Raw genomic sequence first — 17919 nt, forward strand, 5'->3', positions numbered from 1 at the left:
GCCTCCCGTTGCCGTCAGGGCTCCCGATTCTGCCAGCCGGCGTCCTCTCGCACGCCCACCCGCGCGAAACGGCCGGAACATCCTCCGGGCACTCCTGCGGCCCCCGGCCAAGACCTGCGCAATCGCCGTCGAACCGGACATCCGTATGGCGTGCCCGGACGCTCCGCCAGGCGTAGCGTCCGGGTAGGAGCGGGAGGACACCATGCCCGGGAGCAACGAGCACCCCGGCGGCGCCGGATCACCGGACGACGCCCTGGGGGTGGCCCTGGCCGACACCGTGCGCGGCACCGGCGCCTCGATCGGCGGCCTCTACCTCACCGAGGAGGCCGAGCCGGTGCTGCGCCTGGTGGCCCTGTGCGGCCTGCCGGTGGCCTTCAGCGCCCCCTGGCGGCGGCTGCCCCTGACCGCACCGGTCCCGGTCGCCGACGCGATCCACGACGACACCCTGGTCAGCGTCGCCGGCCAGGACGACATGGCCCGCCGCTACCCCCGCGCCGCCGCTGTCCTGCCCTACCCGTTCGCCCTCGTCGCCGTCCCGCTGACCGGAGTGCGGCGCTCCTGGGGCGGCCTCGTGCTGATGTGGCCCGCCGGCCGGCCGCGCCGGGTCACGCCACGGGAACGCGGCCACATCACCTCCAGCGCCCGCCGCATGGCCCGCATCCTGGACGACGCCACCCAGCCGCCGTCCCTGCCCGACCTGCCGCGGGTCGTCCCCGTGGACGCCGCTCGCCACCCCGTGCAGACCGGCCTGGCCGCCGCCGACTACCTCGAACGCCTTCCGGAGGGCGCCCTGGCCCTCGATCTGGAAGGCCGCGTCACCTTCATCACCGCCACCGCGGCCCGCCTCCTCGGCCGTGATGCCGACCGGCTGCTGGGCACCAGACCCTGGCAGTCCCTGGCGTGGCTCGACGACCCCGTCTACGAGGACCACTACCGCACGGCGGTCGTCAGCCGGACCCCCGTCTCCTTCAGCGCGTTCCGCCCGCCGGACCAGCCGCTGACCTTCCAGCTCTATCCCGACCCCAGCGGCATCAGCGTCCGCGTCCTGCCGAGCACGGAGCAGACCGGCGACCCGCCGCCCGCCGGCGCGCGGTCGCCCGTCGCGGCACCGACGGGACGCCTCTACCAACTCGTACACCTGGCCGCCGCGCTCACCGAGTCGGTGACCGTACGCGACCTCGTGGCGCTGATCGCCCACGAGATCCTGCCCGCTTTCGGCGCCCAGGGCCTGGTGCTGTCCGGCGTCGAGGCCGGACGGCTGAAGATCACCGGCCACCACGGCTACCCGGCCGAGGTCGTGGAGCGCCTCGACGCCCTCTCCCTGGACACCGGCCTCACGCCCGCCGGGCAGGTCCTCGCCAGCGGCACCCCCGCCTTCTTCGCCCACCCCGCGGAACTGGCCGCCAGCTACCCCAGAGCACCCCAGATCAGCGGCAAGCAGGCCTGGGCGTTCCTGCCCCTGATCATTTCCGGCCGGCCCGTCGGCTGCTGCATCCTGTCCTACGCCCGGCCGCACACCTTCACCGCCGACGAACGAGCCGTTCTCACCTCGCTGTCCGGCCTGATCGCCCAGGCCCTGGACCGCGCCCGGCTCTACGACACCAAACACCGGCTCGTGCACGAACTGCAGCGCGCCCTGCTGCCCCGGGCCCTGCCGCGCCTGCCCGGCCTCGACGTCGCCGCCCGCTACCTGCCCGCCGGGCACGGCACCGAGGTCGGCGGCGACTTCTTCGACGTCCTGCGCGTGAACGCCACGACCGCGGCAGCCGTCATCGGCGACGTGGAAGGCCACAGTGTCGCCGCCGCGGCCCTCATGGGCCAGGTCCGCACCGCCGTCCACGCCCACGCCACCTCCGGCGCCGCGCCCGGCGAGGTCCTGGCCCGCACCAACCGGCTCCTGGCCGACCTCGACTGCGAACTGCTCGTCTCCTGCCTCTACGTCCACCTCGACCTGGCCGGCCGGCAGGCGTCCTTCGCCAGCGCGGGACACGTGCCGCCGCTGCTGCGTCACGCCCGGCACCCCGCGCGGGTCCTCGACGTCGACCCCGGCCCGCTGCTGGGCATCGACACCGGCGGTCACTACCCGGTGACCACCGTGCCCCTGCTCCCCGGCACGACCCTCGCCCTCTACACCGACGGCCTGGTCGAACTCCCCGGCGCCGACGTCACCCGCACCACGACCGACCTCGCCGGGCAGCTGGACGCCGCCGAGGGGGCGGACCTGGAACGGCTCATCGACCGGCTCGTCCGCCACACCGCACCGACCGGACAGCACAACGACGACATCGCGGTGCTCCTCCTGCGTGCCGCCTGAGCGACGGTCCGGTGTGAGACGTCAACCGCGCTCCGGGGAGTCGGCCCGGACCCGCCGGGCCACGTCGCGCAGCTTGAGGTTGTGGTTCTGGGAGATGCGCCGCAGCACGCCGAAGGCCTCGTCCTCGCTCAGCCGATGGCGTTCCATCAGGATGCCCATGGCCTCGCCGATGGCGTGCCTGGTCTCCAGGGCGTGCTCCAGCTGGTCGACGGTACGGGCGGTGGCCAGCGCCACCGCGGCATGCGAGGCGAGCAGCCAGCCGGCGGTCTCGATGTCCTCACCGAAGGCCCCGGGGCGCCGCGAGTAGAGGTTCAGTGCGCCGAAGTCCTCCTCGTCGGTGTAGAGCAGTACGCCGGTCATGCTGCCGATCCCCAGATCGCGGGCCGCCCGGCTGTAGCGCGGCCAGGACGGCTGCGGCCGGGTCATGTCGGCGATGCGGAACAGCCGCTCGCCGTCCACGCGGCGCGCGGCGTCGAAGCAGGGGCCCTCGCCGAGCTCGCCCTGCAGCCGGTCCGACTCCGCGACCATGTCGCCGCACACCGCCAGCGTCACGGCCCGGCCCTTCGAAACCGTCAGAATGCCCGCCGCGTCGCAGCCCTCGACCAGCTCCACCGCCGCCGCCGAGACCGCGTCCAGCGTCGCCTGCACCGACTCCTGGGCGACCAGATCCCGGGCGAGCCGCGCCATCTGCTCGGCGTACCGCTGCCACTCCACCGCCACCACCGCCTCGCTCGCCGGTCCCGCCCACGCTACCCCGCGCCGCTTCGTACGGCCGTTCGTCCGGACGGCCGTTCATCGGGGTGTTCGTGCGGCCGTCTGTCCGTGCGGCCGTTCGTCCGTGCGGCGGGCCTCCCGGCAGCACGCCCGGAACCGGGCACCCACCGGGTTCACCGGTACGCCGTCAGCAGCAGCGCCACGTCGTCCGGCCGCTCCCGGGCCCGCCGGGCGGTGCCCACCAGCCGGTCGGCGAGATGCTCCACCGAGTCCGCCGGGGTCTCGGACAGCCGGCGCCGGACCGCGTCGATGCCCGTCTCGATGTCGCTGCCGGGCCGCTCCACCAGCCCGTCGGTGTACAGGGCGAGAACACTGCCGGGGGCCAGGGTGAGCGCGGTGACGGGGTACACCGAGTCGGGCTGCACGCCCAGCATGACGCCGCCCGCGAGATCCAGGGTCTCCGCCCGCCCGTCGGGGTGGCGCAGCAGCGGCGGGGGGTGACCGGCCCGCACGGCGAGAGCCCGTCCGGTCCCCGGGTCGAGCTCGATGTAGCAGCAGGTCGCGAAGACGTCCGACTCCAGGTCGGTCAGCAGCCGGTTGGTGTGCGTGATGACCTCCTGAGGCGGACGCTCGCTCGCGGCGAAGGCGTGCACCGCGCTGCGCAGCTGGCCCATCACGGCTGCGGCGCCGACGCTGTGACCCTCGACGTCCCCGATGACCAGGGCCACGCCCCGCCCGGTGGTGATCACGTCGTACCAGTCGCCACCGATCGCCATGCCCTGCGTACCGGGCAGATAGCGGCCGGTCGTGCGCAGACCCTCGACGGCCGGCAGGCGGTGCGGCAGCAGCCCCTCCTGGAGGCCGCGGGCGACGGCGGACTCCGAGTCGTAGAGCCGGGCCCGCTCCATCGCCTGGGCGGCCAGTCCGCTCAGCGCGGTGAGGGCGGAGCGCTCGTCGGGGGTGAAGCGGTGCGGGGCCTCCCAGCCGAGGATGCACGAGCCGACGGAACGGCCGGAGGCGATCAGCGGCAGGAACGACCAGGCGTTCATCCGGTCCAGGGTGATGCCCGGATAGGCGAGGGAGAGATCCTCGGGCGACTCGAAGAACAGGGGGAGCCGGGTGGTGAGCGCGTGGACGCCGGGCAGCTGTGTGTCCAGGGTGACGCCTTCGAAGGGGGTGAGGAAGCCCTCCGGGTATCCCGACTCCCACAGCAGGTACATCCGGCCCTCGCGGACGGTGTACAGCGCCAGCTCCCGGGCGCCGAAGGCCGGCAGCAGCTGCTCGGACACGGCCCGGCAGACGTCCCGCACGGTGACCGCCTCGGTGAGCACGCTCGCCATCTGCACCACGTGGTAGAGCGCTCCGGCACGCGCGGCGGCGACCGGCCCGGGCGGGGGCGCGACGGCCGCGACGTCGGGGCCGGCGGCGGTCCCGGCCTCCGGCCCCTGTTCGGCCCCGGTGGGCGGCCCGGTGGGGAAGACCCGGCCGGTCAGCCCGTGCACGTCCGGGTACAGCACGAAGCTCAGCCAGTTCCCCGCGGAACGCCGGATGAGGAAGGACACCTGCTCCTGCGACAGCATCGCCGCCCGGTAGCGGTCCTCGTACGCGGGGTCCCGGAGCCAGGTGATCACCTCCCACGGGTAGTGGCCGAAGAGCTCTTCCCGGCCGGAGCCCAGCAGCTCCTCGCAGCGGCGGTTGGCGTACGTGAGGCGGCCGTCCTGGTCCAGCGAGAAGATCCCGTCGGGCAGCCGCTCGGCCGCCTCGGCCGCGGTGAGTCCGCCGGCCGCGTCGACGAGGGCGCCCACCAGAATCCGCGGGGAGCCGGCGCCGCCGTGCACGAGATGGCCCCACAGTTCGACCGGCCGGTAGCCGGTCTCCTCCTCGCCGCGGGACTCGTCCCGCACGCGGAAGTGCCGGGACCTGACCCGGCCGCCGGCCAGCGCGTCGTGCCGGCTCTCCCGCAGTTCGTGCAGGTCGTCCCGGCTGACACGGGACTCGACGTCCGCGATGGTGCCGCCGTAGTCCGCCCGGTCGATGCCCAGCAGCGCGAGGGCCTCGTCGTCCGCCGTGCACCGGTCGCTGTCCAGGTCCCAGTCGATGAGTCCCACCCGGACCGGGTGGGCGCCGGAGGTGGGCAGCCGCACGCTGATCGGCTCGTCGTCGTACTCGACGCGACGGTCGGCGGCGCCGGTGCCGGGCGGGCGTGCGGCGAGGCGGTCCAGGCGCTCTTCCATGGCCCGCTCGGAAGGACGCAGCGCGCGGTCCACCGTCTCCGCGTCCATCGGCGCCCGGCTGGCCGAGCGCAGCACGACCAGGACGCCCACCACCTCACCGCCGGTGCGAACGGGCTGGTAGGCGGAGCCGAAGGAGTAGGGCAGCCCTGCGGTGAAGTGCGGGAAGCGCACCATGGTGGCGCGCTCGTCCGCCAGCCACAGCGTCTCGTCCCGCCGGTAGGCCTCCGCCATGGGCAGAGCACCCCCCACCGGCACCCGCCACCAGCTCTTGAGCAGCGAGCGGGGCACGCCGGTGACCATCGTGAGCACCAGCGAGCGCCGGTCAACGGAGCGCAGGTAGACCAGTCCGCCGTAGCCGTCGAGATCCCGCACGGCTTCCACCAGCGGGTCCGTCAGGGCATCCTCGATCCGGCCCGGGCCCTGGCCCGGGGCCCGGCTCTCAGCCCCGTCCCGGCTCCGGCCGTCGGCTGACCGCGGCCCGTCCGGTACGGCGGCTGCCTCATCCATGTCGCGTCCTCCCGGTACGGACGCACCGGACACCAATAGCTCCCCACCAGGATGTGCCATGCCCGGCGGTCCGGCGCGGCAAGTGCAACCTTTCGGTCCGCCCGGTCGTCTCACCCGGCAACAACCACATGCAAGCCTCGGGGGCGGCAATGGTACGAATCAGAAGAGCATGCGCGACTCTCGCACTCGTGGGCGCGACGGTGGGTGTGGCGGCGGTCCCGGCCGGTGCCGCAGCTGTCGCCAGCCCGCGGTCCACCACGCAGGCCACGACGTGTCCGACCGGCTGGGGAAGCCTCGCCAAGACCGAGGCCGCCGCCACGGTCGCTTCGGTGACGAACGTCAGGACCGGCCGTCACACCTGCTTCGACCGGATGGTCGTCGACGTGCCCGGCGCGGGCAGCGGCGTCGGTTACACCGTCCAGTACGTCACCCGGCTCTACCAGGACGGCTCCGGCCGCGAAATCCCCGTGGCAGGCGGGGCCGTCCTCGAGGTACGGGTGACCGCGCCCGCGTACGACCCGGATACCGGAGCGGCCACGTACCCGGGCCGGGTGTCGCGCCCGCTGCCGGGCGTGGACCTCACCGGTTACCGCACCTTCCGGGACACCCGGTTCGCCGGCAGCTTCGAGGGTGACACCCAGATCGGCCTCGGCGTCCGCGCCCGGCTGCCCTTCCGGGTGCAACAGCTCGACGACCGCGTCGTCGTGGACGTCGCCCACAGCTGGACCGCCACGGGCTGACCGGACCCCGCACCGCGCCCGGCTCCCAGGAGCCGGGCGCGCCCTGCTCAGCCACCGCGCAGCCGGCCCAGTTCCTCCAGGGTCCGCGCCGCCGCGGCGGCCAGGCCGGGCCGGTTGCGGACGTAGCGGCGGGCCGCCCGGGCGGGCTCCCGGCCCAGCCAGTGAACGGCTCCCCCCGGCACCGCCCGTACCACCGCGCCTTCGTACACACGCAGGTCACGCGTCTTGAGCGACTCCTTGTAGCGGGCCGGACCGCTGCCCAGATCAAAGGTCTCGACGCCGTCGGTCGCCGCTGCCTCCAGCATCCTCAACTGGAGCACGAGACCGGGGGAGTACTTGGCGTAGGCGCGGTCGTACGCCGGGAACCACCAGGACAGCACCGTGCGCGACCGCAGCCCGAAGTGCGCGGCCACGGGCCGGTCCGCGGCGTACAGCACGGACAGCACTCCACGGCACTCCGGGTCCTCGCTCCTCCCGAGCAGCCCCACCAGCCGGGTGATCCACTCCTGGGCGAACCGGTCCCGCCGGCCGGTCCGCCGGTACTGCGCCGACTTCCACTCCATCAGAGCCCGCAGCGCACCGGGGTCCCGGGCGTCGTACACGAAGCGCACCTCGCCGACCTGCCGGGCCAGCTTGCGCTCCTTGGCCAGGGTCTGTCTGAGGAATCCCGGCGACTGCGCCCGCAGCCGTCGCGCGTACGCCTCGAAACCGTCGCCGATGTCGACGACCGGGGAGGCGAGTTCCTCGACCGCGTGCGGCACGAACGCGTCCTGACCGGCTTCGAGGTTGTCGAACTCCCAGGACGACAGCCCGCACACCCGTAACAGCCGGCGGGCGTCCAGCCGGACTCCGGGGCGCAGCACGACCCCCTGACTGTCGGACACCCCCAGCCCGATGGCCCGGCCCCGCCCCAAGACCCCCGTCTCGTAGGGGAAGAATCCGACCGGGGAACCGTCGTCCTGCAACACCGCCACTCTGGCAGCCGGCCTGACCTGCCCGACCGCAGCGGTGAACACCGGGTCGAGGAAGGGATTCGCCGGGGCGCCGGACTCGGTCCGGATCTCGCGCCACATCTTCTGGTCGTTGGGGCCGAGTTCGTCCGGCCTCAGAACGAGAACGCGCTTTCCAGGCATCTCTGCCTCCTGTGTCATCGGCATGGGGACACATGAAGGCCCGCACCTCACCGCGTGCCGGCACCGGGCAGTACTCGGGCCGCGCGGCGCAGGCCCTTGGCGGTACTGCCGTCACTCAGCAGCGGAACGCCTGCAACCGGGCGGTACTCGGGGCGGCTCCGGCCGCCACCGGACACCGAGGCGTGCCCGCCGCACGGAGGTGCGGCCCACTCCCGCCCGGCACGGCCGCCCCGGTCATCACCGGGCCCACCCCGGTCGCCGCGGCCCGCGGCACCCGCGCCGCGAGCTGCCGCCCGGACGGCTCCTGCTCACACGGACACGGCTCCTCGGCCGTCTCGGCCCCGGCACTCACAACCGCGCCCGGCCGCGTTGCGTCCGCCGTCAGGACCGGCACCGCCGAGCGCGCCGCGTCCGCGAGACGGGGGGTGATGACGTGCAGCAGCATCAGCAGGCAGGCCACCAGACCCACCGCCGCTGCCCAACGCCGCCGCACCATCAGACCCCCGACTCGGCCGGCTTCGGCTTCCAGTAGGCCGAGCCCGGCTCCGCCCCGTCAAGCCCTGGTGTGACGATTCGTCCCACTCGGCCGGTTGCCGCCTGGAGTCCGTCGGAAAGCGCTGCCGTTCAGCGGGTGTTCACGCTCCCGGCGCTCAGCACCTCACCGGGCCGCGGCGCCCGCAGGTCCAGCGGCTCGTCGAAACCGCTGAACGACGTGGTGGTGAGCTGCGCGGCGCTCTTGTACACCGTCTTCAGCACGTACGGCTCGCCCTCCTCGGCCACGTAGAAGGTGTACGTCCCTTCCTTGTCCGCCTTGTCGGTCACGATCACCTCGATGGCCCTGGTGTCACCGACGCGGGTGGAGTCCCCCTTCTTCGCCGTACCGAACGAGTCGAAGGGCCGTTCGCAGGAGGTGAGTCCGTCGCCGCCCGAGGATTTCGGGTCTACGGGCGTCTTCACCCACAGCTTCTGCTCGCCGGTGACGCCCGGCTTCTTCTTCCACTTCTGCACGTAGGCACGGTTCGGACGGACGTAGTCGGTCGTGCCCAGCCGGATCTGCTCCAGGACGCCGCCGCCGGACCAGGTGGTTGTGGACCTGCACCGGTCGTCCAGGTCCGTCACGAGGTGGCTGGTGACCGTGCCGCCGCCGGTGGTGCGGTTGGTGATGTCGACGGTGACCGATTTCAGCTTCCGCATCGTCGCGTTGGCATCGTCGAGGAGGTCGCCGGCGGATCTGGTCTCACCGGTGCCGCCGGCTCCGCACCCGGCCAGGGCCGTGCTCGCCAGCAGGCAGAACGCGGTCGTCGTCACGGTGGCCATGGCCCGCACGGAGCCCCCTGTTGTTCGTGTCGGCCGATGATCAGCAGGTGAGCTTACCCGGCCGCCCTCGTGCCGGGCCGGGGTTTCTCCGGCCGGGTGATCAGGAGTTCATGGCGGCCCGGTCGGACTCACTGCGCAGGACGCAGAATTCGTTGCCCTCGGGATCGGCGAGGATCGCCCAGCCCGAACCATCGGGGTTGCGGTGATCGGAGACGAAGGTGGCACCGATGCCCAGCAGCCGGTCCACCTCCTGCTCGCGCGAGGTCTCCGGGCGCAGGCACAGATGGATCCGGTTCTTGTCCGTCTTGGCCTCGGGGACCTGGTTGAAGTGCAGCACCGGCCCCTCCGCGAGCACCACCTGAGTCTCCCGGTCACCCGGTCTGTCCTCCGGATGCAGCGGACGGCCGGTCACCCTGCTCCAGAAGCGGGCCAGCTCGTAGGCATCCGCACAGTCGATCGCCACGTTCTGCAGTACCGAGACCATGCGTGCGAGCCTTCCTGATCCTCACGCCGCACGCCACCGGGTTGCGGCTTTCGATGCCGGAGGCCAACGCCCCCCGGCGCGGGGAAACGCGCTCACGAGGCCGCGTACGCTACCGGTGGCTCCGCCCCGGTGGATCTTCGCGTCTGACGTGCCCCGCTGCGGGGGAGCCATCCAGGACGGCAGTGGCGGAGCCGACGCGTCGGCGGGCACGATGGTCACGGCCGGGCACGGTCTCGGGGATCCGCCCGCGCCGGCCTTCGAGCGGAGGGACGAGATGGGATCGGCGATGGACGAACGGTTTCACCGCCGGCAGAGATGGGCGGCCAGGGGCGCCTTGGCCGCGGCCGCCCTGGCGGCCCTGCTGCCGCTCGTCTCCGGCGGCCTGCGAGGGCTGCTCCTGCTGGCGGCGGGCCTCGCGGGACTCGCCCTGACCGCGGCCGCGGTCTGGTGGGCCCTGTCGCGGCGGGGAGCGGCCCGCATCGCGTCGGCCGCGCTGGCCGTCGTCGCGCCCGCCGGCCTCGTCACGGCCTTCGCCGCGGCGAACCTGCTGTGGGTGGTCGTCCTGTCCCTGCTCCTGTGGTGCGCGGCGGTCTGGAGCGGACGCTACGCCCTGCGCAGCACGGGCCTGCGGGCCGTGCGCGTCAAGGAGTACCGCACGCCACCGCCACTGCGTCCCTTCCTGCTGCTCAACCCGCGCTCCGGCGGCGGCAAGGTCGGGAAGTTCAACCTGCAGGAGAAGGCCGAGGCGCTCGGCGCCCGGGTCGTCCTGCTCGACCCGGACCAGCACCAGGACGTCACCGCCCTGGCCAAAGCCGCCGTGGCCGACGGAGCGGACCTCCTGGGCGTCGCGGGCGGCGACGGCACCCAGGCGCTGGTCGCCGCCGTCGCCGCGGAACACGGCCTGCCGTTCCTCGTCATCGCCGCCGGTACGCGCAACCACTTCGCCATGGACCTCGGCCTGGACCGGGACGACCCCTCCACCTGCCTCGACGCCCTCACCGACGGCGTCGAACTCCGCGTCGACCTCGGGTTCGCCGACGACCGCCCGTTCGTCAACAACGCCTCGTTCGGCGTGTACGGGGCCGTCGTCCAGAGCCCCGGCTACCGCGAGGACAAGGTGGGCGCGGCCCTGGAGCGCTTGCCCGAACTGCTCACCCGGCAGAGCGGTCCGCGTCTGACGGCCACCGCCGACGGCATCATCGTCGCCGACCCGCAGGCGATCCTGGTCAGCAACAACGCCTACCGCATGGACGACCCCTTCGGACTCGGCCGGCGCGAGCGGCTCGACGCCGGGCGGCTGGGCGTGCTCGCCGTCCGCGTGGACAGCGCCGTGGAGGCGGCCGAACTCCTGCTGTCCCCGCGCCCGGAAGGCCTCACCGTGCTCACCGCCCAGCGCGTCGTCATCGACGCCGACGAGCCGCAGCTGGAGGTCGGCCTGGACGGCGAGGCGCTCACCATGCCCGCCCCCGTCCACTGCCGCATCGCCCGCCGCGCCCTGCGGGTGCGGGTGCCACGCGACCGGCCCGGAGTACCCGAGGCACCCCCGCGGCTCGACTGGCGCCGGCTGCGCAAACTGGCGGCCGCGGTCGGCCGCACCGCCGTGCCCACCCGTTCCCGCCGGACCTGAGTGCCGAGGCACCCACGAGACGTACGAGGTCCCCCGCGCCCGCGGCACGGGGGACCTCGTACGTCTCGCCGTCGGTCAGGCCTCCTTCGGCCCGGCCTGCTGCACCACCTCGAAGGACCACAGCGTCGAGCCGCTCGCTGCCGGCTTCGGCCGTTCGCCGCCCTCGCCGCCGCCCTGGTGCGCGGACTTCATGGGCCCCTCCATCCAGGCCTGGAAGGACTCCTCGTCACGCCACCGCGTGTAGACGAGGTAGGTGTCGGTGCCCTCCACCGGGCGGAGCAGCTCGAACCACTCGAACCCGTCGGAGTTCTCGACGGCGTGCGCACGGGAGGCGAACCGCTTCTCCAGCGTCTCCCGCTGCTCGGCCGGCACGGTCAGCACGTTGATCTTGACTACGCTCATGGGCCCCATCTTGCCCGATGGCGCATCGGCGCAGGCCAAGCCCTGCCCTCTCACAAGGTTTTGAACGCGTTCAAAATGAGCTAGGGTCGTTCTCACACGTCGAGGGGGAGACCTTCATGAAGTTCGTGATGCCCGGTGGTACCGGACAGGTCGGCACGGTCCTGAAGCGCGCGCTGAGCGCGGCCGGACATGATGTCGTAGTGCTCAGCAGGCACCCTTCCGGGCCCGGCGAAGTGCACTGGGACGGCGTGAGCCCGGGGCCCTGGGCGGCCGAGATCGACGGCTGTGACGTCGTGGTCAACCTGGCCGGCCGGAGCGTGAACTGCCGTTACACGCCCGGCAACCTCCGGCAGATGATGGACTCACGGGTCCACTCCGCCCGGGTCGTGGGGGAGGCCATCGCCGCGGCCGACCGGCCGCCCCGGCTCTGGCTGCAGATGAGCACCGCGACCGTGTACGCCCACCGCTTCGACGCGGCCAACGACGAGGTCACCGGCGTGATCGGCGGCACCGAACCCGACGTCCCCGGCTACTGGGGGTACAGCGTCGGCATCGCCAAGGCCTGGGAGCGGGAGCAGGAGGTGGCCGGGACCCCGCACACCCGGAAGGTGGCACTGCGCGCCGCCATGGTCATGAGCCCGGACCGCGGAGGCGTCTTCGACGTCCTGCTGCGGCTGGCCCGGCTGGGACTCGGCGGCCCGGTCGCCGGTGGCGCCCAGTACGTGTCCTGGATCCACGACCGGGACTTCGTCCGGGCGGTCGAGTTCCTCGTCGCCCGGGACGACATCGAGGGACCGGTCAACCTCGCCGCGCCGGGCCCCGTGCCGCAGCGCGCCTTCATGCGCGCCCTGCGGGCCGCGTCGGGAATCCCGGTGGGCCTGCCCGCGACGCGCTGGATGGCGGAGATCGGCGCGTTCGTCCTGCGCTCGGACACCGAACTGCTGCTGAAGAGCCGCCGAGTCGTCCCGGGCCGCCTGCTCGAAGCGGGCTTCGCCTTCGAGCGCCCCGAGTGGCCGCAGGCCGCGGACGACCTCGTACGACGCCTCCGCGGCCGTGCGGCGGGGTGACCCGGTCAGCTCTTCCGCTTGCCCTGCTCCAGGGCCTTGCCGGTCATGTCGGTGACCTGCCCGGTCGGCGGTTCGTCGGCCTCCACCTCGGTACCGAAGTCGGTGAAGTCCATGACCGTGCGCACGGTGACCTTCCCGGGCGCGGACGAGGCGGACGCGGAGGACCGCTGCGTCGCCTCCGGGGCCTTGACGGTCATGTCGATCTGCTGACGGCGCATCCGCCCCTCGTCGTCCAGCCACACGTCCATCGGCAGACTGGGGCCGACCTGCTTGCGCAGGGTGTCGCCGCCCGGAAGCCCGGCGACGTCGACGGAGACGCGGTAGTGCGTGGTCTTCACGCCGTTGACCGTGGCCGTGCCCTTCTTCGTCACGTCCTTGTCGGTGATCGCCTTGGCGTACGCCGCGGACTGCGCCGGATCACTCATGGACCGGCCGTCCACGCCCTGCTGTGCGGCGACCTTCCCCAGGTCGATCTTGATCCAGGGCTTGCCGCCGGGCGCCTGCCCCTTGGGCAGCTTCTGGTAGAGGACCTGGTCGATCACGCGCTGCTCGATCCGCTGCCCCTGCACGGTGAGCGTCATGACGCTGTCGCCGTCGTCCAGGTCCACCGCGCCCTGCCCGTTGGCGGTCTGCGAGGCGCCCTGGGCCGAGGTCCGCACGCGTAGCTTCACCTTGGCGGTGTCCTCCTCGGCCGTCCTGTCGTAGGCCGACCGCACCGCCTGCGTACCCTGCTCCCGGGCGCCGTCGCTCGAAGCCGCCGAGGTGCCCCGCGCGCCGTCGCCGGAGTCACCGTCGTCGCCGCAGCCGACCAGCACCGTGCCCGCCAGGGCCCCGGCGACGCCTAAGGCACAGACCCGCCTGCCGTTTCCCGCCCTGCCCATCGAATCAGCTCCTCTCAGGTGCCTGTGGTGCGGCCCAAGTGCCCAATCCGGGCATGAACACACCTGTACGTCCGAGGAGTTGGATACCGGGAGGAATGGGCGCGCGCCGTCAGCGGCGGCCCTTGAGCTTGCCGAGCAGACGCTGGGCCTGGGCCCGCTTGCGGGGGTCGGCGGCGGCCCGGCGTGCCTGCTCCACGGCCCGTCGCCCCTGCGGGCTCCGGGCGAACTGCTTGATGCGATCCAGCATTCCGGCCATGACGCGGCTTCCTTCCGGTGGTGACGTGGCTTGTCTGTAGTGCCCCTACCCCTCCGGCACGGTGCTCAGGCCCGCTCCCGCCCGGTCGGTGCGCGACCGAATGTGTTTGCCGCCGGAGTCAGAGGCAAGTCGGTGTCCATGACTGAAGAGAACAAGCGCACGAATCAGAAGCCGGCCACCGTACGAACCGCCGAGTCCAAGGCCCGCCGCACGGCGGACAAGGCGACCGCGCCCGCGTCCCAGGCGGCCAAGGGTGCCGCGGACAAGGCCGGTGACGCGGCGTCAGCGGCCAGGTCCGGAGCAGAGCGCAGCGCCGAGACGGCGAAGGCGGCCGCACAGACCGCGGCCAAGGGCGTCGAGGCGGGCCGCCAGGCGGTCGTCACGGCCTCCGGCCACGTCGCCACCACGGCGAAGACGGCCTGGACGGTCATCGCCCACCGCAAGCTCGTGGCCGCGGGTGTCGGAGCGGGCCTGACCGCCCTGAGCGCCGCGTCCTACGCCGTCGGACGCCGCTCGGAGCGCGGCGCGCACGGCCCCCTCACCCGGCTCACCGGCGGGCGGATCTGAGCACGGCCGGCGCGACGGACGTGCCGGCACGAGGGGAGCAGGCGGCGCGGCGCGCCACCGGGGTTCCGGTGGTCCGTGGCGCCGCCTCCTCGTGCTCGGGACCGCCTCCTGTCCCGTGGGCCGGCGCACATCCAGGCCTCACAGGGGTGCCCCTCTCGCGCGGCACCACGGTGAAGAGGAAGGATGAGAGCGCAAGCGAACGATCAACCCCTACGGAGGAGCGGGCCCATGCAGCACGAGCGAGCGGGAAGTCCGGCCGGACCCGAGGATCTCGTCGATGTCGCTCGGCTGGTCACCGCGTACTACGCGCGCCGCCCCGACCTGGACGATCCGGGCCAGCGCGTCACGTTCGGGACCTCCGGGCATCGCGGATCGTCGCTGGCGAGCGCGTTCAACGACGACCACATCGCCGCGACCAGCCAGGCCATCTGCGAGTACCGCGCCGGTCGGGGCATCGACGGCCCTCTCTTCCTGGGCGCGGACACCCACGCCCTGTCGGAGCCCGCGCGCGTGACCGCCCTGGAGGTGTTCGCCGCCAACGAGGTGACCGTGCTGATCGACGACGCGGACGGCTACACGCCGACCCCGGCCGTCTCGCACGCCATCCTCACCCACAACCGGGGCCGCACCACCGGCCTCGCGGACGGCGTCGTCGTCACGCCCTCCCACAACCCGCCCGCCGACGGCGGGTTCAAGTACAACCCGCCCAGCGGCGGCCCCGCCGCCTCCGACGCGACCTCCTGGATCCAGGACCGGGCGAACGAGATCATCAGGGGCGGCCTGAAGGACGTACGGCGTGTCCCCTGCGCCCGCGCCCTCGCGGCCCCCACCACCGGCCCCTACGACTTCCTCGGCACCTACGTCGCCGACCTGCCCGCAGTGCTCGACCTGGACGCGGTCCGCGCGGCCGGAGTCCGCATCGGGGCCGACCCGCTCGGCGGGGCGTCGGTCGCCTACTGGGGCCGTATCGCCGAGCAGCACCGCCTCGACCTCACCGTGGTCAACCCCAACACCGACCCCACCTGGCGGTTCATGACGCTGGACTGGGACGGGAAGATCCGCATGGACTGCTCGTCGCCGTACGCGATGGCCTCGCTCATCGAACAGCGCGACCGCTTCCAGATCTCCACCGGCAACGACGCCGACGCCGACCGGCACGGCATCGTCACCCCGGACGCCGGCCTGATGAACCCCAATCACTACCTGGCCGTCGCGATCTCCTACCTCTACGCCCACCGTGACCGCTGGCCGGCCACCACCGGCATCGGCAAGACCCTGGTCTCCTCCGCCATGATCGACCGCGTCGCCACCGACCTGGGCCGCGAGCTGGTCGAGGTGCCCGTCGGCTTCAAGTGGTTCGTGGACGGACTGGCCGACGGCACCATCGGCTTCGGAGGGGAGGAGTCGGCCGGGGCGTCCTTCCTGCGCCGGGACGGCTCCGTGTGGACCACCGACAAGGACGGCATCCTGCTCGCCCTGCTCGCCTCCGAGATCACGGCGGTCACGGGGAAGACCCCCTCCGAGCACTACGCGGCGCTCACCGCCCGCTTCGGCGAACCGGCGTACGCGCGCATCGACGCCCCCGCCTCCCGCGAGGAGAAGGCCCTGCTCGCCAAGCTCTCCCCGGCCCAGGTCAGCGCCGACACCCTGGCCGGGGACGCGGTCACGGCGGTGCTCACCGAGGCCCCCGGGAACGGGGCGGCCATCGGCGGCATCAAGGTGACCACCGACAACGCCTGGTTCGCGGCGCGCCCCTCGGGCACCGAGGACGTCTACAAGATCTACGCCGAGTCGTTCCTCGGCCCCGACCACCTCGGCCGGGTACAGGAAGAGGCCAAGTCCGTGGTGCTGACGGCCCTGTCCGGCTGACCCCGGGCACACCACAGCCCGGGCCACCCTCACGCGGCCCGGGCTGTACGCGCTTCAGCCGCGCAGGCTGCGGGCGGGCAGGACGACGTGCGCCGCCGAGGCCATCGCGTCCTCGTCGGAGGTGAAGGCGGCGAGCGTTCCGACGTCACCGGGCTCGGCGCCCTGCGGCCACGGCCGGGTGGTGAAGATGAGGTAGGCGTAGCCGAGTTCGCCCACCGCCTCCAGCCAGGTCTCCGGCGGGACGAACTGCGACTTCAGGTGCTGCACGGTGAGGACGGCCGACCCGGGCACGACGAGCAGGCTCACCGGCATGCTGGGCCGCTGGGCCGCGTGGACGAGGCCCTCGCCCAGGGGCAGCCCGGCGCTCAGCAGCAGCTGCTCGATGGCCTTCGACGTGCCCTCCGGGCCGTTCGCACCGTCTCCGAGGGAGCAGGCAAGGAGGTAGGGGACGTCCCCGTCGGGGGTCGTGCCCCGCCAGGACTGGACGACCAGGGACCCCAGGTCGTCGGCGGGCACGGACTGCGTTTCGGGTGAGATCGAGGTCACCGCGGAACCGTATCGGCGTACCGTGTGGCATCCGCCCCGCCGTCACCCGACCGGCCCAGCCCGCGCCGGGCTCTCCACACGAACGAGGGGCCCGGACACCCGGCGTGTCCGCGATGCAGGACACTGGGTGAAGATCCGACCGGGAAGGACCGACACGTGATCATCTTCGGCACCAAGGGCTACCTGTACCAGCTGGCGATACTGACGCTGGTGTGCGGCCAGTGCGGGAACCCCGCCGCTCACACGCTCAGGAAGCGCGTCACGAAGTTCACCCTGTTCTTCGTCCCGCTGTTCCCGATCTCCACGAAGTACCTGACGCAGTGCACCTTCTGCGGAGCGGAACAGAAGGTGACCGGCGAGCAGGCGGAGCAGCTCCAGAGCCAGAGCACGAGCGGCACGAGCGGCCGGACGCACGGGCAGCCGCAGCAGCACGACCGGTTCTGATCCCCGGGCCGGATCGCTGCGGCACGCCCGCGGTGCCGCTGACCCCGAGCTCGCTGATCACTTGAGATGTGGCAACCGGAGCATCCCGGGTACTCGGCCCTCCCGGGCCCGGACCTGTGGGCCGATGGGCCTCCTGCAGTCGATCAGTGAAAACGGAGGCATTCAGATGAGCACCATCAAGGAAACCGTGGAAGTCGACGTCCCCGTCCACACCGCCTACAACCAGTGGACGCAGTTCCAGGAGTTCCCGAACTTCATGGAGGGCGTCGAGGAGGTCAGGCAGCTGGACGACCGCCACAACCACTGGACCACCAAGATCGGTGGGGTACGGCGCGAATTCGACACCGAGATCGTCGACCAGCTGGCCGACGAGCGGGTCACATGGCGCACGACCAGCGGAGACACGCACCAGAGGGGCTCCGTCCGCTTCGAGCGCCTCGACGACACCCACACCAGGGTGGAGCTCGTCATGGACGTCGAGCCCAGCGGAGCCGTGGAGAAGGCCGCGGACATGATGGGCACGATCGACCGCCGGGTGAAGGGCGACATGAAGCGCTTCAAGCAGTACATCGAGGAGCGCGGAGTCGAGTCCGGCTCATGGCGCGGGCGCGTCCAGCCGGGCGGTCCCAGCGGCTCCGGCCCCATCCTCTGACACCAGCCGCACTCCCGGAACCCGGTCTCCACCGTGAGGCCGGGTTCTTCTGTGCCCGGATGTCCCGCTCGCGTGCTGGGTGCGTGCGGTTTCGGCCAACGTCATGACATGCACCTGTCCATATCGGCCTCCTGGTGGCACGCTGCCCCCTGACTGTCCGCAGTG

General features: G+C 72.7%; 17 protein-coding genes. 8 read left to right on the forward strand and 9 right to left on the reverse strand.

The annotated features are described in order from the left end of the window. Window positions 1–202 precede the first annotated feature (202 nt). On the forward strand, window positions 203–2314 hold the full coding sequence (locus ACFY9S_RS31535) for a SpoIIE family protein phosphatase (protein WP_391135075.1): 2112 nt from the start codon (window positions 203–205) through the stop codon (window positions 2312–2314). A gap of 21 nt (window positions 2315–2335) precedes the next feature. Here ACFY9S_RS31535 and ACFY9S_RS31540 read toward each other — a convergent pair whose 3' ends face one another. Both ACFY9S_RS31540 and ACFY9S_RS31545 read right to left on the reverse strand, forming a co-directional pair. Next, on the reverse strand, window positions 2336–3001 hold the full coding sequence (locus tag ACFY9S_RS31540; RefSeq protein WP_391135329.1) for an ANTAR domain-containing protein: 666 nt from the start codon (window positions 2999–3001) through the stop codon (window positions 2336–2338). Between the two features lie 200 nt (window positions 3002–3201). Next, window positions 3202–5769: a SpoIIE family protein phosphatase gene (locus ACFY9S_RS31545; protein ID WP_391135077.1), complete on the reverse strand. Its 2568-nt coding sequence runs from the start codon at window positions 5767–5769 to the stop codon at window positions 3202–3204. 149 nt (window positions 5770–5918) lie between these two features. Between ACFY9S_RS31545 and ACFY9S_RS31550 the strand changes: the two genes are divergently transcribed. After that, on the forward strand, window positions 5919–6509 hold the full coding sequence (locus ACFY9S_RS31550) for a hypothetical protein (protein ID WP_391135080.1): 591 nt from the start codon (window positions 5919–5921) through the stop codon (window positions 6507–6509). A 47-nt stretch (window positions 6510–6556) separates the two neighbouring features. Here ACFY9S_RS31550 and ACFY9S_RS31555 read toward each other — a convergent pair whose 3' ends face one another. From ACFY9S_RS31555 to ACFY9S_RS31565, 3 genes are all read right to left on the reverse strand, one after another. Beyond that, window positions 6557–7642 carry a GNAT family N-acetyltransferase gene (locus tag ACFY9S_RS31555; protein WP_391135083.1) on the reverse strand — a complete coding sequence of 362 codons (1086 nt, stop codon included), beginning with the start codon at window positions 7640–7642 and terminating at the stop codon, window positions 6557–6559. A 624-nt stretch (window positions 7643–8266) separates the two neighbouring features. Further along, complete coding sequence (locus ACFY9S_RS31560; protein WP_391135086.1) at window positions 8267–8959, reverse strand: hypothetical protein; 693 nt, start codon at window positions 8957–8959, stop codon at window positions 8267–8269. Between the two features lie 100 nt (window positions 8960–9059). After that, window positions 9060–9443 carry a VOC family protein gene (locus tag ACFY9S_RS31565; protein WP_391135089.1) on the reverse strand — a complete coding sequence of 128 codons (384 nt, stop codon included), beginning with the start codon at window positions 9441–9443 and terminating at the stop codon, window positions 9060–9062. 274 nt (window positions 9444–9717) lie between these two features. Here ACFY9S_RS31565 and ACFY9S_RS31570 point away from each other — a divergent pair, with 274 nt between their 5' ends. Beyond that, complete coding sequence (locus tag ACFY9S_RS31570; RefSeq protein WP_391135332.1) at window positions 9718–11070, forward strand: diacylglycerol kinase family protein; 1353 nt, start codon at window positions 9718–9720, stop codon at window positions 11068–11070. Window positions 11071–11145: 75 nt separating this feature from the next. Here ACFY9S_RS31570 and ACFY9S_RS31575 read toward each other — a convergent pair whose 3' ends face one another. Further along, window positions 11146–11472 (reverse strand): antibiotic biosynthesis monooxygenase, encoded by a 327-nt coding sequence (locus ACFY9S_RS31575; RefSeq protein WP_031113632.1) that lies wholly within the window; start codon window positions 11470–11472, stop codon window positions 11146–11148. Window positions 11473–11588: 116 nt separating this feature from the next. On the opposite strand from ACFY9S_RS31575, the gene ACFY9S_RS31580 reads away from it, so the two are divergent. Next, on the forward strand, window positions 11589–12539 hold the full coding sequence (locus tag ACFY9S_RS31580; RefSeq protein WP_391135092.1) for a DUF1731 domain-containing protein: 951 nt from the start codon (window positions 11589–11591) through the stop codon (window positions 12537–12539). Between the two features lie 5 nt (window positions 12540–12544). On the opposite strand, the gene ACFY9S_RS31585 is transcribed toward ACFY9S_RS31580, so the two are convergent. Together ACFY9S_RS31585 and ACFY9S_RS31590 are read right to left on the reverse strand one after the other, a co-directional pair. After that, window positions 12545–13420, reverse strand: a complete 876-nt coding sequence (locus ACFY9S_RS31585; RefSeq protein ID WP_391135095.1) for a hypothetical protein — start codon at window positions 13418–13420, stop codon at window positions 12545–12547. A 109-nt stretch (window positions 13421–13529) separates the two neighbouring features. Beyond that, a complete protein-coding gene (locus tag ACFY9S_RS31590; RefSeq protein ID WP_102912975.1) occupies window positions 13530–13676 on the reverse strand; it encodes a hypothetical protein in 147 nt (48 codons plus the stop codon). Between the two features lie 138 nt (window positions 13677–13814). Between ACFY9S_RS31590 and ACFY9S_RS31595 the strand changes: the two genes are divergently transcribed. Both ACFY9S_RS31595 and pgm read left to right on the forward strand, forming a co-directional pair. Further along, window positions 13815–14243: a hypothetical protein gene (locus tag ACFY9S_RS31595; protein ID WP_102912976.1), complete on the forward strand. Its 429-nt coding sequence runs from the start codon at window positions 13815–13817 to the stop codon at window positions 14241–14243. A gap of 228 nt (window positions 14244–14471) precedes the next feature. Further along, complete coding sequence (gene pgm, locus ACFY9S_RS31600; RefSeq protein WP_391135098.1) at window positions 14472–16112, forward strand: phosphoglucomutase (alpha-D-glucose-1,6-bisphosphate-dependent); 1641 nt, start codon at window positions 14472–14474, stop codon at window positions 16110–16112. A gap of 54 nt (window positions 16113–16166) precedes the next feature. Here pgm and ACFY9S_RS31605 read toward each other — a convergent pair whose 3' ends face one another. Further along, a complete protein-coding gene (locus ACFY9S_RS31605; RefSeq protein ID WP_391135101.1) occupies window positions 16167–16658 on the reverse strand; it encodes a DUF5949 family protein in 492 nt (163 codons plus the stop codon). A gap of 156 nt (window positions 16659–16814) precedes the next feature. Between ACFY9S_RS31605 and ACFY9S_RS31610 the strand changes: the two genes are divergently transcribed. Next, window positions 16815–17102: a zinc-ribbon domain-containing protein gene (locus tag ACFY9S_RS31610; protein WP_391135104.1), complete on the forward strand. Its 288-nt coding sequence runs from the start codon at window positions 16815–16817 to the stop codon at window positions 17100–17102. Between the two features lie 166 nt (window positions 17103–17268). Then, the gene (locus ACFY9S_RS31615) at window positions 17269–17754 is read left to right on the forward strand and encodes an SRPBCC family protein (RefSeq protein WP_391135107.1); all 486 of its coding nucleotides are present in this window, start codon (window positions 17269–17271) and stop codon (window positions 17752–17754) included. The last annotated feature ends 165 nt before the right edge of the window (window positions 17755–17919 follow it).

The sequence above is a fragment of the Streptomyces sp. NPDC012474 genome, from assembly GCF_042955185.1.
In the GTDB taxonomy this organism is placed as follows: domain Bacteria; phylum Actinomycetota; class Actinomycetes; order Streptomycetales; family Streptomycetaceae; genus Streptomyces; species Streptomyces cahuitamycinicus.

What these genes read in the sequence shown, in the direction of transcription:
- ACFY9S_RS31585 (WP_391135095.1), bottom strand. Translation starts at nt 13,420, where the DNA reads ATGGGCAGGGCGGGAAACGGCAGGCGGGTCTGTGCCTTAGGCGTCGCC.
- ACFY9S_RS31535 (WP_391135075.1), top strand. Translation starts at nt 203, where the DNA reads ATGCCCGGGAGCAACGAGCACCCCGGCGGCGCCGGATCACCGGACGAC.
- ACFY9S_RS31540 (WP_391135329.1), bottom strand. Translation starts at nt 3,001, where the DNA reads ATGGCGCGGCTCGCCCGGGATCTGGTCGCCCAGGAGTCGGTGCAGGCG.
- ACFY9S_RS31575 (WP_031113632.1), bottom strand. Translation starts at nt 11,472, where the DNA reads ATGAGCGTAGTCAAGATCAACGTGCTGACCGTGCCGGCCGAGCAGCGG.
- ACFY9S_RS31545 (WP_391135077.1), bottom strand. Translation starts at nt 5,769, where the DNA reads ATGGATGAGGCAGCCGCCGTACCGGACGGGCCGCGGTCAGCCGACGGC.
- ACFY9S_RS31580 (WP_391135092.1), top strand. Translation starts at nt 11,589, where the DNA reads ATGAAGTTCGTGATGCCCGGTGGTACCGGACAGGTCGGCACGGTCCTG.
- ACFY9S_RS31565 (WP_391135089.1), bottom strand. Translation starts at nt 9,443, where the DNA reads ATGGTCTCGGTACTGCAGAACGTGGCGATCGACTGTGCGGATGCCTAC.
- ACFY9S_RS31570 (WP_391135332.1), top strand. Translation starts at nt 9,718, where the DNA reads ATGGGATCGGCGATGGACGAACGGTTTCACCGCCGGCAGAGATGGGCG.
- ACFY9S_RS31550 (WP_391135080.1), top strand. Translation starts at nt 5,919, where the DNA reads ATGGTACGAATCAGAAGAGCATGCGCGACTCTCGCACTCGTGGGCGCG.
- ACFY9S_RS31590 (WP_102912975.1), bottom strand. Translation starts at nt 13,676, where the DNA reads ATGGCCGGAATGCTGGATCGCATCAAGCAGTTCGCCCGGAGCCCGCAG.
- ACFY9S_RS31615 (WP_391135107.1), top strand. Translation starts at nt 17,269, where the DNA reads ATGAGCACCATCAAGGAAACCGTGGAAGTCGACGTCCCCGTCCACACC.
- ACFY9S_RS31595 (WP_102912976.1), top strand. Translation starts at nt 13,815, where the DNA reads ATGACTGAAGAGAACAAGCGCACGAATCAGAAGCCGGCCACCGTACGA.
- ACFY9S_RS31555 (WP_391135083.1), bottom strand. Translation starts at nt 7,642, where the DNA reads ATGCCTGGAAAGCGCGTTCTCGTTCTGAGGCCGGACGAACTCGGCCCC.
- pgm (WP_391135098.1), top strand. Translation starts at nt 14,472, where the DNA reads ATGCAGCACGAGCGAGCGGGAAGTCCGGCCGGACCCGAGGATCTCGTC.
- ACFY9S_RS31560 (WP_391135086.1), bottom strand. Translation starts at nt 8,959, where the DNA reads ATGGCCACCGTGACGACGACCGCGTTCTGCCTGCTGGCGAGCACGGCC.